This is a genomic window from Cryobacterium sp. TMS1-20-1 (assembly GCF_004402355.1).
In the GTDB taxonomy this organism is placed as follows: domain Bacteria; phylum Actinomycetota; class Actinomycetes; order Actinomycetales; family Microbacteriaceae; genus Cryobacterium; species Cryobacterium levicorallinum.
In genome coordinates, this window is record NZ_SOGF01000019.1 from 65,786 (window position 1) to 78,444 (window position 12,659).

The following is a 12,659-nucleotide window of genomic DNA, read 5'->3' on the forward strand; positions in this document are numbered from 1 at the left end:
GAGGGATGAGCTCGACCTCGTCGTTGACACCGGATCACGTTGATTTAACTATACACTTACGTAAGGGTTAGATTGGACAGGGGTCGCAGACAACACCGCGAATCGCGCCGGCTGCACCACACCGCAACTCCGCGCCTGGGTACTACCCGAGCGCCACCACAGCAAGGAACGCAGAATTTCACCATCAACAACTTTCGCCCTCATCCGCCACGGTCAGACCGATTGGAATGCTGCCAAGCGACTTCAAGGATCCACGGATATCCCGCTGAACGACATCGGCCGCACACAGGCCGGGAACGCCGTCCCCGCGCTCTCCCAGTTCGACTGGGACTTCGTCGTTTCCTCACCCCTGGTGCGCGCCGCAGAAACCGCCGATGTCATCGCCGGCGACCTCAACCTTGCCGTCACCTGTCGCATTCCCGGCCTCGTCGAACGCGACTACGGCCCCGCGGAAGGATTGATCGAAGGCGCCGAACTCGATTCCATGCGCATTCCGGGCGGATACTACGGCGCCGAATCTGAATCGGAAGTCGCCGAGCGCGGCCTCGACGCACTGCACGTCCTGTCACGGGAAAACCCCGGGGCCCGCATCATCGTCGTCACCCACGGAACCCTCATCCGCGTCACCCTCACCGAAGCACTCGACCTCGACGTTGGCAGCATCGACAACGCCACGCTGAATCTGGTACGCCACCACCGCAACACGGGCTTCGCGCTGCACATTCTCAACGGAACCACTCACCACACACAAGGCTCACACTCCGACAATTCGAAAGGCCACAAATCATGGCAGCTTTAATATGGGATTCCATCGACAATCAGGCGGTCGACACCGCACGCATTCTGGCGGCTGACGCCGTTGAGAAGGTGGGGAATGGGCATCCGGGTACCGCGATGAGCCTCGCTCCAGCCGCCTACTTGTTGTTTCAGAAGATCATGCGCCGGGACCCGGCCGACAACGACTGGCTCGGTCGCGACCGTTTTATTCTCTCGGTCGGCCACAGCTCGCTGACGCAGTACGTGCAGTTGTACCTCGGCGGCTACGGCCTCGAGCTTGAAGACCTCAAGGCCCTGCGCACCTGGGGATCCAAGACCCCCGGCCACCCGGAGTATGGGCACACCGCCGGCGTCGAGATCACCACCGGCCCGCTCGGCCAGGGACTGGCCTCCGCCGTCGGCTTCGCCTACGCCTCACGCTTCGAGCGTGGCCTGTTTGATCCGGATGCCGCCACCGGCGCCAGCCCGTTCGACCACTTCGTCTACGTCATCGCCGGCGACGGCGACCTGCAGGAAGGCATCACGAGCGAGGCATCCTCTCTCGCCGGCCACCAGCAGCTCGGCAACCTGATCGCGATCTACGACAGCAACCAGATCTCCATCGAAGACGACACCAACATCGCCTTCACCGAAGACGTCGCTGCGCGCTACGCCGCCTATGACTGGCACGTGCAGACGGTGAATTGGAAGAAGACGGGCTCCTACGTCGAAGACGTCGCCGAGCTGAATGCGGCCATCGAGGCTGCCCAGAACGAAACCGGCAAGCCCAGCCTGATCATCCTCAAGACGATCATCGGCTGGCCGAGCCCGAAGAAGCAAAACACCGGCAAGATCCACGGTTCCGCGCTCGGCGCCGAAGAGCTCGCCGGAGTCAAGACCGTTCTCGGCTTCGACCCGGAAAAGACCTTCGACGTGGCCCCCGAGGTCATCGCCCACACCCGCCTGGCCCTCGATCGCGGCGTCACCGCGCACGCCGAGTGGACCGTGCAGTTCGACGCGTGGGCCGCGGCCAACCCGGAGCGCAAAATTCTGCTCGACCGGGTCCTCTCCGGCGATCTGCCTGACGGCGTCGACGAGGCCCTCCCGGTCTTCCCCGGCGGCACCGCGGTATCGACCCGCGCGGCGTCCGGCAAGGTTCTCACCGCCCTCGGCGGCGTCATCCCCGAACTGTGGGGCGGTTCGGCCGACCTTGCCGAATCCAACAACACCACCATCGGCGGCGCTGCCTCGTTTATTCCGAGCGAGCACTCCACCGGTGAATGGTCGGGCAACGAGTACGGACGGGTGCTGCACTTCGGCATTCGCGAGCACGCCATGGCCGCCATTCTCAACGGCATCGTGCTGCACGGCAACACCCGCCCGTTCGGCGGCACCTTCCTCATCTTCAGCGACTACATGCGCCCCGCGGTGCGTCTGGCCGCACTGATGAAGGNCGTGCGTCTGGCCGCACTGATGAAGGCTCCGTCGATCTTCGTCTGGACCCACGACTCCGTCGCCCTCGGCGAAGACGGCCCGACCCACCAGCCGATCGAACAACTCGCAACCCTGCGCGCCATTCCCGGACTCGACGTGGTTCGCCCCGGCGACGCCAACGAAACCGCCTGGGCCTGGAAGACCATTCTGGAACGCCGTAATGGTCCGGCCGGCATCGCCCTGACCCGCCAGAACATTCCCGTGTACGAGCGTGGCGAGGGTGCAGCATCCGCTGAAATATTCGCCTCGGCGAAGAACGTCGCACGCGGTGCCTACGTGCTGGCCGAAGCCGCCGGTGGAACCCCGGACGTCATTTTGATCGGTACCGGTTCCGAGGTGCAGTTGGCCGTGGACGCCCGCGCCCAGCTCGCCCTCGAAGGCGTCAACGCCCGCGTGGTCAGCGCGCCCTGCTTGGAATGGTTCGAAGAGCAGAGCAGCGAATATCGCGAATCGGTGCTTCCCGCCGCTATCACGGCCCGCGTCTCGGTCGAAGCCGGACTGGCGCTGACCTGGCGCGGCTACGTCGGCGATGCCGGCCGCAGCATCTCGATCGAGCACTTCGGGGCATCCGCTGATTACCAGACGCTGTTCCGCGAATTCGGCATCACCGCCGAGGCCGTTGTCACTGCCGCCAAGGAATCAATCAGCGCCCGGTGAACCAGGAGATCCGCACATGAACAATCCAATAGCGCACATTGACACAGTCGAAAGGAACCCCCTCATGACAACACGCATCGTTATTCTCGGCGGCGGGGCCGCCGGGTTGACCACAGCCCTCGAATTGCAGAAGAAGCACGCGACCCGTTGGGCCAGCATTACACTGATCGACGAATCGCCCTATTACACCTATCAGCCCTTCCTGCCCGAAGTCGCCGGCGGCCATATCCGGGCCCGCGACGTGACCGTGCCCTTGCAAAAGACGCTGCGACGCTCAACCGTCGTACAGGCATCCGTCACCAGCATGGACAGCACGGGTAAGAGCGTCACGGTGACCACTCCAGACGGCGAACAGCGGAAATTCCCCTACGATCACCTCGTCGTTGCGCTCGGTGCCGTCACGCGCACCTTTCCCACACCAGGACTCGCCGAGAATGGCGTCGGATTCAAGACCGTTGAAGAGGCGCAGTACGTGCGCGACCGAATTCTCGGAAACATCGCCCGCGCCGCCAGCGTTCAGGACTCGGCCGAGCGACGCAAACTCCTCACCACGGTCTTCGTCGGCGGCGGCTACACCGGAGTCGAGGCCTTGGCCGAGCTCGATGATGCCGCGAAGTCTGCGATGAAAAGCTACCGTGGACTCTCCCGCGAAGAGCTCCATTTCGTGCTGGTCGAAGCGCTCGATCGGGTTGCACCCGAGGTCGGACCCGAACTCTCGCAGTGGACCCTGGGCCAACTGCGTGCCCGAGGCATCGACGTCCGTTTGAAGACAACGATGCCGTCCTGCATCGACGGCAATGTCGTACTCAGCGACGGCGAGACCATTCCCGCCGGAGCGATCGTCTGGACGGCCGGCGTCAAACCAAACCCCGTTTTGGCCGACCTGGATCTTCCCCTCGGCCCCAGAGGTCACGTCAACGTCAATGCGACACTGCAGGTGGAATCAGTTGACGGTGTCGCACTCGACGGCGTTTGGGCTCTGGGCGACGGAGCGCAGGTTCCCAACCTGATCGCCGACACCCAGCCGGCCTACTATCCACCGAATGCGCAAAATACGGTGCGTCAGGCAGTAACCGTTTCCGCCAACATCCTCGCCATGATGACCGGCCGACCAGTCGTGGAATATCGCCACGAATCACTCGGAACAGTCGCGAGCTACGGCATTGGCAAGGGTGCGGGCATCATGAAAGGCATCAAACTCAAGAACACGCCGGCGTGGCTCGCTCACCGCGGATACCACCTCTACGCGATGCCGACCATGAATCGCAAGCTGCGCATCCTGGCAGGATGGGCGACCAACCTGGTTGCCGGCGGGGACACGACGCCAGTCGTGGGCCACGGTAACCCCCGCGCCAGCTTTCTCAAGGTCACACCCGTTGTAACTGCGCAGAAATAGCCGTTCCGCGCAGCTTGCGGACTACCACCCTGACACCCGCAAGCTGCGCCAGCGTGAGGGCTGATTGGCATAATCGGAGGGCGGCCGACCTGGCGCGCTCGACTTAAAACAACTCTTACGTTAGGGTAGAGTTGACGGTCTGCCACAGCTGCAGACAGAAATCTGGAGAAATGAACTCATACGTTACGCACGTACCGCGCCGCCAGGAGCAGGCAACTGGTTACGTCACTCTCGAGCCTCGTGGAGTCGTGGGCACGAACGGCTACGTGACTCGCTCTGCCGCCGTGATGATTCCCGGCCGATATGTTTCACCGACCGAGACCGAATCACCGCTTCGGGCGCCACTCCACTGACCTTGCCCGGGCCTGGCCCTGGTTGCGCGTGCCGGGCAATGCCTGCGGTGCGTGCGTCAACTCGGCGTCAGTGTTATCTGTCAGGACATCTGTGACAGTTCTGAATCACTAGATCTCTGACCATTTTGTGGTGTTGGGTCCTGACAGTTCTCCGTCGATGTTTGAGGGATGAGCCGAATTGAACCTGTCGATCCTTGTGTCCGTCTTGCCATCGTCCACTGGCCTCCCGATGCTCCGCGTGGTGCGGTGAGCACGTTCTGTGCCGAGCATCACATCTCGCAGGAGACGTTTTACGCGATCCGGAAACGTGCCGCAACGGATGGGCCGGCGGCGGCGTTGGAACCGCGATCGAGACGCCCGAAAGCGAGCCCGTCGAAACTCACGGACACGATCGCTCTGGAGGCCTACCTCGTCGAAGAAGACGATCGCCTCCTCGTCTTCGACTCCCACGGCACACTGCTCATCGAACACCGCTGGCCCCTCCCGGGAACCAAATACGTTGGCAGCGGCCGCCCCCGCGGCCCACGCGGGCCGCGCACCCTCCCATAACAGTCAGAGATGTCCTGATACATGAACTGTCAGAGATGTCCTGATGCAGAATTGTCAGGGATGTCCTGATACATCACACGTCCCGGTCAGCGGATCATTTTCTTGCCCACATTTTGCCCACATTTGAACTGGAACGAACCTGTTTTCGGTGATCACATGAAGTCCAAAAAGCCCGTAAAATCAACGATTTTGACGCCGTGAGGCGTGTTTCCGGGCACCCATCGGTCACTCGTAATGAGAAGGTCGTCAGTTCGATTCTGACAGGCGGCTCCATTTAACATAAGGATCGGGGCCCACGGGTTCCGATCCTTTTTTGTCCGTTCCCCCAATCGGACACCGTACTTATTCGCTATCCGGCTGGGATCGTTCCTTCGCGATCTGCCGCCGTACGGGGGGGCAATCCACGTCCGTTCATGTCGCTAGGCTCACGACGTGACTGAACTTGAATTCCTTATACGATCGACCGTCGATGATGACTGGCGTGAGATCCGTGAACTGCGTCTTGAGATGATTCGGGATACCCCGACCGCCTATACCGAGACGCTCGAGACCGCGCTGGGCCATGACGAGGCCGAGTGGCGCATGCGCGGAGCGCGCGGTGCCAGTGAAAACGGCATCGCGATCGCCGCGATCGCCGAGTCTGGACGCTGGATCGGGACCATGGCCGGCTTCGTGCCGGATCCAGACACTGGTCCGATCCTCGTGGGAGTGTACGTGTCACCGGATTTTCGCGGCAGCACGGTGGGGCTGACCGATGCGCTGCTGATGAGCGTGGAGAGCTGGGCGCGCACGGAGAGCGCCCAGCTGACCCTTCACGTGCACGAAGACAATATTCGCGCACGCACGGCCTATGAACGGCGGGGGTTTGTGGTCACGGGCCACACGGTCGAGTACAACCTCGACCCCACTAAAAAGGAACTAGAGATGGTGAAGACGCTTTAGGTCAGGCTTGCAGAGCGCAACTTAGTGGCCGCCGCCGAGGTTCCCGGCCAGGCGGCTGTGCAGCTCGTGGCTGGCCTCGTTGAGCCCCTCAATCACAACGTACTTGTCCTGCCGCTCATACTTGTACGAGATTGCGTCGAGGGTGGCGACGGTCGAGGCGTCCCAGATGTGTGAGGCCGACAGGTCGATGACGATGCGGTCGGGGTCGTCGGCGTACTCGAACTGGGTCATCAGGTCGTTGCTCGAGGCAAAGAACAGCGCTCCGGTCACCGTGTAGTAGGCGGTCGGCACGGGCTGGTCGAGCTCGACGGTGCGCTCCACCCTGGCGAGGTGGGCGACGCGACGCGCGAACGCGACCATTGCGACGATGACACCGACGACGACGCCGATCGCGAGGTTGTGGGTGAGAACGATGACGACGACCGTGGCGACCATGACGGTGGTCTCGCTCTTCGGCATCCGCTTAAGAGTAGACAAGCGGATGCTGTGCCAGTCGAATGTGAGATAGGACACGATGATCATCACCGCGACCAGGGCAGCCATGGGCACGACAGCGAGCACATCGCCGAGGCCGAGCACGAGAACGAGCAGGAAGACGCCGGCGAGGAAGGTGGAGATGCGGGTGCGAGCGCCGGAGGCCTTCACGTTGATCATGGTCTGGCCGATCATGGCGCAGCCGCCCATGCCGCCGAACAGGCCGCTCATGACGTTGGCGACGCCCTGGCCCCAGGTCTCGCGGGTTTTGTTGGAGTGGGTGTCGGTGATCTCGTCGACGAACTTCGCGGTCATGAGCGACTCGAGAATTCCGACCAGGGCCATGCCGAGGGCGTAGGGGGCGATGATCGTGAACGTGTCCCAGTTGAGCGGGATGTTGGGAATGAACAGCTCGGGCAGGCTCTTGGGCAGTTCGCCCTGATCGCCGATGGTGGGGACCGCGATGGCGGTCACCACGGTCGCGACGGTGAGTACGACGATGGCCACGAGCGGTGCCGGAATCACCTTGGTGATGCGCGGCATGACGATCATGATGATCAGGCCGGCGGCGACGAGCGGGTAGACCATGAAAGGCACGCCAAGGAGCTGGGGGAGCTGGGCGCTGAAGATGAGGATGGCGAGGGCGTTGACGAAACCGACCATGACGCTTCGCGGGATGAACCGCATGAGTTTGGCGACGCCGATCATACTCAGCACGATTTGGAAGATCCCGGCAAGGATAACCGTGGCGATGAAATAGTCCATGCCGTATTCCCGCGCCACCGGTGCGATGACGAGCGCGATGGCGCCGGTCGCGGCGGTGATCATGGCCGGGCGCCCACCGACGAAGGAGATGGTCACAGCCATGACGAACGAGGAGAACAGGCCGACGCGCGGGTCGACGCCGGCGATGATCGAGAAGGCGATCGCCTCAGGGATGAGGGCCATGGCCACGACCAGGCCGGCGAGTACCTCGCGTGTGAGTAGGCGGGGTGTGCGGAGCGCGGTGAGTGCCGAGGGCGCAGCTTGGTATCGATTGGCTGAAGCGGATTTTTGAACAATGGCCATGAGGCCTCCAGAAGCTGGGCCGGGGTGCGGCCGAAGTGGATGCAGAAGAGTTGGGTGGGCGCCGCGGTGCGCACCTCCACCGGTCATCGAGGACAAGGCCATCGACGACAATGGTGGGAGAGTGGGCTCACAGATGAATGTCAGCCGACTTCTGCAACACTACCCTAACGTAAGGGTTGATTGTAAACTTCAGGGAAAGAAGGCATCCGGTGACGTCAGGCGCGATTGGATCCGCGGTCACGATGCACATCGGCGAACTCGCCGAGAAGACCGGGCTGTCGCTGCGCACGATCCGCCACTACGACGAGGTCGGCCTGCTGAAGGCATCCGCTCGCACCGATGGTGGTTTTCGGCTCTACTCGCCCGATGACTTCACCCGGCTGATGCTCATTCGCCGCATGAAACCGCTCGGCTTCACGCTCGACGAGATGATGGCCCTGCTGAAGGTCATCGACACGCTGCAGGGTGGGCTGACCGGATCTGACGATCCGGAGGTGCGCGCCGAGCTCGAGACATTCATCGCCCAGGCGGTCGAGCGTCGGCAAAAACTGCAGGATCAGCTGAGAATGGCCGACGAGTTTCTGGAGCTGCTGCGGGCCCAGTAGGGGCTACCGGGCCGGTTTGACCGCCTTCACGATGGCCCCGTGCATTTCGGGGGCGACCTCGTGGGTGTAGAGAACGCTCGGGTCGGCGAACCCCGCCTGGTGCAGGGCGTCGAGGTACTCCTGGTGCGACAGGGCTCCGGCAATGCAGCCGGTGTAGCTGCCTCGGCGGATGCGGTCCTCTGCGCTCAGCTGGTTTTCGGCGACGACGTCGGAGATTCCGAGGCGCCCGCCGGGCTTGAGCACTCGGAACATCTCGGCGATGACCGCGTTCTTGTCGGCCGAGAGATTGATGACGCAGTTGGAGATGATGACGTCGATGGTGTCATTGGCCAGCGGGATGGCCTCGATCTGGCCCTTGATGAACTCCACATTGGTGGCCTCGGCTTTGGCAGCGTTGGCGCGGGCGAGTGCGAGCATTTCATCGGTCATGTCGAGTCCGTAGGCGAACCCGGTCGGCCCGACGCGGCGCGCGGAGAGCAGCACGTCGATGCCGCCACCGGAGCCGAGGTCGAGCACGATTTCTCCAGGGCGGAGGTCGGCGACCGCGGTTGGATTGCCGCAGCCGAGACTGGCCAGAAAGGCTTCCTCGGGAATCTCCGAACCTTCTTTGGCGGTATACAGGGTGGATCCGAACACGTCGCCTTTCGTCAGATCGGTGGGGGCACAGCACGACGTGCTCGAGACGTCGGTCAGTTGGAGGGCGGCGGCGGCGTAGCGCTCGCGCACGCGCTCCGTGATCTCAGATGTCTTGTTCATAAGTTGATCCTTTCCTGTAGTTCGCGGCACCAGCCTACTGCTACATTGATACTTATCGATATAGCTGCAGACGTTACTAGGGAGATCGACATGAATGCCATCCGAATCTACGAACCGGCCTTGTGCTGCGACACCGGAGTCTGTGGTGTCGACGTCGATCAGTCCCTGGTCGAGGTGACCGCCACCGTGCGCAGCCTGCAGGAACTTGGCGCCGACATTCAGCGCCATAACCTGGCCACCGATCCCCTCGCCTTCACCACGGATGAGACCGTGCGCGCCTTCATGCACGTCGTCGGTTCTACCGGCCTGCCGCTCACCGTCGTCGACGGCGTCACCGTGGCGACCGGCGCCTACCCATCGAAATCCCAGCTGCTCGCCTTCGCCGGCCTCGCTGCTGTAGCGCCGACCGACCGGCCCCAGCTCGGCCTGACCGAGAAATCGGCAAGCGGATGCTCCGGCGACGCCACCGGCTGCTGCTAACAGATGAAGTTCCTGGCAGACCCGCCTCGGTTTCTCTTTTTCACCGGTAAGGGCGGCGTGGGGAAGACATCCGTTGCCTGCGCTTCGGCCATCGAACTGGCCGAACGGGGTCGCCGGGTGCTGCTGGTGAGCACCGATCCGGCCTCCAATATCGGGCAGGTGTTCGGGCTCACGATCGGCAATACGGTCACTCCGATTGGCGCCATTGCCGGCCTGAGCGCACTCGAAATCGACCCGGAGCAGGCAGCGGATGCCTATCGCGAACGCATTATCGCCCCGGTTCGGGGGCTCCTGCCGGAGCGCGAGCTCGCGAGCATCGCCGAGGGCCTGTCCGGATCGTGCACGACCGAGGTCGCCTCGTTCGACGAGTTCACGAACCTGCTCACCGATGACGGTCTGCTCACGATGTACGACCACATCGTGTTCGATACCGCGCCGACCGGGCACACCATTAGGCTTCTGCAGCTTCCCGGTTCCTGGACCGAGTTTCTCGACGCCGGCAAGGGCGATCCGTCCTGTCTCGGACCGCTGTCCGGGCTCGACAAGCACAAAGCGGTGTACGCCGCGGCCGTGGCCGCGCTGGCCGACCCCGAGCGAACGCGGCTGGTGCTCGTGGCGCGAGCGCAGGCATCCGCTTTGACGGAGATCGAGCGCACGCACGGTGAGTTGGCGCAGATCGGAATTTGCGGCGGCTACGTTGTCATTAATGGAGTGCTGCCAGCGAGCGCGGGAACCGAGCCGATCGCCGTAGCGGTGCGCAATCGCGAATCGGCGGCGCTGACGGATATTCCGGCGGCCATCGCTGCACTGCCGCGGGACATTCTGGAGCTCAAGGCCGGCAACATGATGGGCATCGACGCGCTGCGCACCCTGTTTCGCACCGACAGCGACGGCCCCGGGCAATCGCACGCTGTGGTCGACGTTCCGGACGCCGCACTCGGCCAGTTCGTCGACGAGCTGGAGCAGACCGGGCACGGGCTGATCCTCTGCATGGGCAAGGGCGGCGTGGGCAAGACCACGATCGCTGCGGCTCTGGCCGTGGCTCTGGCCGAGCGCGGTCACGCCGTTCACCTGACCACGACCGACCCGGCAGCTCATCTGGTCGAGACCCTGCACGGGAGCCTGCCGGGGCTGCGCGTCTCTCGCATCGACCCCGACGAGGCGATTCGCGATTATCGCGAGCACGTGATGGCGACCAAGGGCAAGAATCTCGACGCCGATGGCCGGGCAGCCCTGGCCGAGGACCTGCTCTCCCCGTGCACCGACGAGGTCGCGGTGTTTCGGCAATTCTCCCAGGCCGTGCACGAATCACGGCACGAATTCGTCGTCGTCGACACCGCGCCGACCGGCCACACCCTGTTGCTGCTGGATGCCACCGGGTCGTACCATCGCGAAATCGCGCGCCAGATGGGGGACGGAATGGCGTTCGTGACGCCATTGATGCGGCTGCAGGATCCGGCCCTGACCAAGGTGTTGCTGGTGACGCTCGCCGAGACCACGCCGGTGCTCGAAGCGGAGGGACTGCAGCAGGATCTGCAGCGCGCCGGAATTCAGCCCTGGGGCTGGGTGGTCAACAATTCCATCGCGGCAGCGCACCCCGAGACGCCCTTTTTACAGGCGCGCGCCGCCAGCGAGGCCACTCAGATAGATATCGTGGTCGCCCGCGCCGACCGGGTCGCGATCGTGCCGCTGCTGGCCGACGAACCGATCGGGGTCGATCGGCTTGCGGCGCTCGCCGCGTTGGCGGCCGTCTCTTAGCGGGCCATTCCGGGGTGCACCTTCACGAAGGTGATGTTCTTGGTTGGATGCACGGTTTTCGCGGGCGCGCGCGAGAAGCCCTTCGCCCCCTCGAGACGGTTCTGCCCGCGAAACTCGGCCAGGGCATCGTCGAAGATGGCGTTGAGCTGTGCGCCGGTGAATTCCTCCGCAGCCCCCTCGGTAAAGCTGATGCTGATGAGCGAGTTGTCGGGAAAGTGCCGGTTCATGCGGACGAAACCATCGGCATCCTGCTGCAGGGTGATCATTGGTCTAGTTTGACCTATATGTTGCCGAGTCGGCGCGTGTCGGCGCGTGTCGGTGGCCCTGGATAAACTGCAGGCATGACGGAATCGATTCGCTGGGGAATCCTGGCCACCGGTGGCATCGCCCACGCGTTCACGAGCGATCTGGTGCAGAACGGCCACAAGGTGCAGGCCGTCGGGTCGCGCAGTCATGCCTCGGCAGATGCGTTTGCTGTCGAATTCGGCATCCCTACTGCGCATGCCAGCTATGCCGAACTCGTCAATGACCCCGAAGTCGACGTCATCTACGTGTCGACGCCGCATCCGTTTCACGCCGAGCACGCGGCCCTCGCGTTGAACGCCGGCAAGCACGTGTTGATCGAGAAACCGATCGCGCTCAACGCCGGCCAGGCGCGGCAGATCGTCAACCTCGCCGCGAGCAAGAATCTGCTCGTGATGGAGGCCCTGTGGACCCGATTTCTGCCGCACCTGGTGCGCATCCGCGAGATCCTCGCCGCCGGCACGCTCGGCGAGGTGCGCAGCCTGATCGCCGACCACACCCAGGACCTGCCCGACGACCCGGCGCACCGCCTGAACTCGCTCGAGCTCGGCGGTGGCGCGCTGCTCGATCTCGGGGTGTATCCGGTGAACTTCGCGCACGCCGTATTCGGGTCGCCCGATACGATTTTGGCGAGCGCCTCATTCAAAGCCACCGGAGCGGATGCTCAGGTCGCGACGATTTTTCGCTACCCCGGTGGCCAGATTGCCACGACATTTTCGTCCAGCGACACCCTCGGCCCGACCACGGCGTCGATCATCGGCACGCACGGGCGCATCGACATCGATGGCGTTTGGTACGCGCCGACCAGTTTTCGAGTGCTCGACCACGGGGGCACCGTGCTCGAGGCCTTCGCCACGGCTGAGTTCACCGGCCGCGGTATGCAGTTCGAAGCGGTCGAGGTTGAGGAGCTGATTCGGGCCGGCAAAATCTCGAGCGACATCATGCCGGCCGAAGAATCGGTCGCCGTGATGACGACCCTTGACGCGGTTCGGGCCCAGATCGGGCTGCGCTACCCGGGCGAATAGCTGGCCTGGAGGCGGGTCGGTTACCATACGGAGGTGGAAGAAC

The 12,659-nt window shown here is 63.5% G+C and carries 11 protein-coding genes and 1 pseudogene; 9 read left to right on the forward strand and 3 right to left on the reverse strand.

Features of this window, described 5'->3' with window-relative positions; all coding sequences use genetic code 11:
• Nucleotides 1-202: 202 nt before the first annotated feature.
• The 5 genes and pseudogenes from E3O45_RS03965 to E3O45_RS03985 all read left to right on the forward strand — a co-directional run bounded on the left by E3O45_RS03965 (nucleotide 203) and on the right by E3O45_RS03985 (nucleotide 6,147).
• Nucleotides 203-799 carry a histidine phosphatase family protein gene (locus E3O45_RS03965; RefSeq protein ID WP_370450303.1) on the forward strand — a complete coding sequence of 199 codons (597 nt, stop codon included), beginning with the start codon at nucleotides 203-205 and terminating at the stop codon, nucleotides 797-799.
• Entirely contained in the window at nucleotides 787-2,907 is a 2,121-nt protein-coding gene (locus E3O45_RS03970; protein ID WP_134441911.1) for a transketolase, read from the forward strand. Before E3O45_RS03965 ends, E3O45_RS03970 begins: the two co-directional genes overlap by 13 nt.
• A 64-nt stretch (nucleotides 2,908-2,971) precedes the next feature.
• Nucleotides 2,972-4,303, forward strand: coding sequence for an NAD(P)/FAD-dependent oxidoreductase (locus tag E3O45_RS03975; protein WP_134441913.1), 1,332 nt, complete (start codon nucleotides 2,972-2,974; stop codon nucleotides 4,301-4,303).
• A 521-nt stretch (nucleotides 4,304-4,824) separates the two neighbouring features.
• A pseudogene (locus E3O45_RS18340) lies at nucleotides 4,825-5,061 on the forward strand (helix-turn-helix domain-containing protein); the annotation flags it as partial.
• Between the two features lie 576 nt (nucleotides 5,062-5,637).
• Nucleotides 5,638-6,147: an N-acetyltransferase gene (locus E3O45_RS03985; protein WP_241985217.1), complete on the forward strand. Its 510-nt coding sequence runs from the start codon at nucleotides 5,638-5,640 to the stop codon at nucleotides 6,145-6,147.
• 21 nt (nucleotides 6,148-6,168) lie between these two features.
• Here the strand turns inward: E3O45_RS03985 and E3O45_RS03990 are convergent, their stop codons facing one another.
• Nucleotides 6,169-7,689, reverse strand: coding sequence for a SulP family inorganic anion transporter (locus tag E3O45_RS03990; RefSeq protein ID WP_134441916.1), 1,521 nt, complete (start codon nucleotides 7,687-7,689; stop codon nucleotides 6,169-6,171).
• 242 nt (nucleotides 7,690-7,931) lie between these two features.
• Here E3O45_RS03990 and E3O45_RS03995 point away from each other — a divergent pair, with 242 nt between their 5' ends.
• Nucleotides 7,932-8,294 (forward strand): MerR family transcriptional regulator, encoded by a 363-nt coding sequence (locus E3O45_RS03995; RefSeq protein WP_134441978.1) that lies wholly within the window; start codon nucleotides 7,932-7,934, stop codon nucleotides 8,292-8,294.
• 3 nt (nucleotides 8,295-8,297) lie between these two features.
• On the opposite strand, the gene arsM is transcribed toward E3O45_RS03995, so the two are convergent.
• Nucleotides 8,298-9,050, reverse strand: coding sequence for an arsenite methyltransferase (arsM, locus tag E3O45_RS04000; protein WP_134441918.1), 753 nt, complete (start codon nucleotides 9,048-9,050; stop codon nucleotides 8,298-8,300).
• A gap of 90 nt (nucleotides 9,051-9,140) precedes the next feature.
• On the opposite strand from arsM, the gene arsD reads away from it, so the two are divergent.
• Nucleotides 9,141-9,530 (forward strand): arsenite efflux transporter metallochaperone ArsD, encoded by a 390-nt coding sequence (arsD, locus tag E3O45_RS04005; RefSeq protein ID WP_134441920.1) that lies wholly within the window; start codon nucleotides 9,141-9,143, stop codon nucleotides 9,528-9,530.
• Nucleotides 9,531-9,533: 3 nt separating this feature from the next.
• Nucleotides 9,534-11,288 (forward strand): arsenical pump-driving ATPase, encoded by a 1,755-nt coding sequence (gene arsA, locus E3O45_RS04010; RefSeq protein ID WP_134441922.1) that lies wholly within the window; start codon nucleotides 9,534-9,536, stop codon nucleotides 11,286-11,288.
• Here arsA and E3O45_RS04015 read toward each other — a convergent pair.
• Nucleotides 11,285-11,554, reverse strand: coding sequence for a hypothetical protein (locus tag E3O45_RS04015; RefSeq protein WP_134441924.1), 270 nt, complete (start codon nucleotides 11,552-11,554; stop codon nucleotides 11,285-11,287). The two genes, arsA and E3O45_RS04015, sit on opposite strands and share 4 nt — an antisense overlap.
• A 75-nt stretch (nucleotides 11,555-11,629) precedes the next feature.
• Between E3O45_RS04015 and E3O45_RS04020 the strand changes: the two genes are divergently transcribed.
• Complete coding sequence (locus E3O45_RS04020) at nucleotides 11,630-12,616, forward strand: Gfo/Idh/MocA family protein (RefSeq protein ID WP_134441926.1); 987 nt, start codon at nucleotides 11,630-11,632, stop codon at nucleotides 12,614-12,616.
• The last annotated feature ends 43 nt before the right edge of the window (nucleotides 12,617-12,659 follow it).

Excerpts from the sequence above, each read along its gene's own strand:
- arsD (WP_134441920.1), top strand. The coding sequence starts at position 9,141 with ATGAATGCCATCCGAATCTACGAACCGGCCTTGTGCTGCGACACCGGA.
- arsM (WP_134441918.1), bottom strand. The coding sequence starts at position 9,050 with ATGAACAAGACATCTGAGATCACGGAGCGCGTGCGCGAGCGCTACGCC.
- E3O45_RS03975 (WP_134441913.1), top strand. The coding sequence starts at position 2,972 with ATGACAACACGCATCGTTATTCTCGGCGGCGGGGCCGCCGGGTTGACC.
- E3O45_RS04020 (WP_134441926.1), top strand. The coding sequence starts at position 11,630 with ATGACGGAATCGATTCGCTGGGGAATCCTGGCCACCGGTGGCATCGCC.
- arsA (WP_134441922.1), top strand. The coding sequence starts at position 9,534 with ATGAAGTTCCTGGCAGACCCGCCTCGGTTTCTCTTTTTCACCGGTAAG.
- E3O45_RS03990 (WP_134441916.1), bottom strand. The coding sequence starts at position 7,689 with ATGGCCATTGTTCAAAAATCCGCTTCAGCCAATCGATACCAAGCTGCG.
- E3O45_RS03995 (WP_134441978.1), top strand. The coding sequence starts at position 7,932 with ATGCACATCGGCGAACTCGCCGAGAAGACCGGGCTGTCGCTGCGCACG.
- E3O45_RS04015 (WP_134441924.1), bottom strand. The coding sequence starts at position 11,554 with ATGATCACCCTGCAGCAGGATGCCGATGGTTTCGTCCGCATGAACCGG.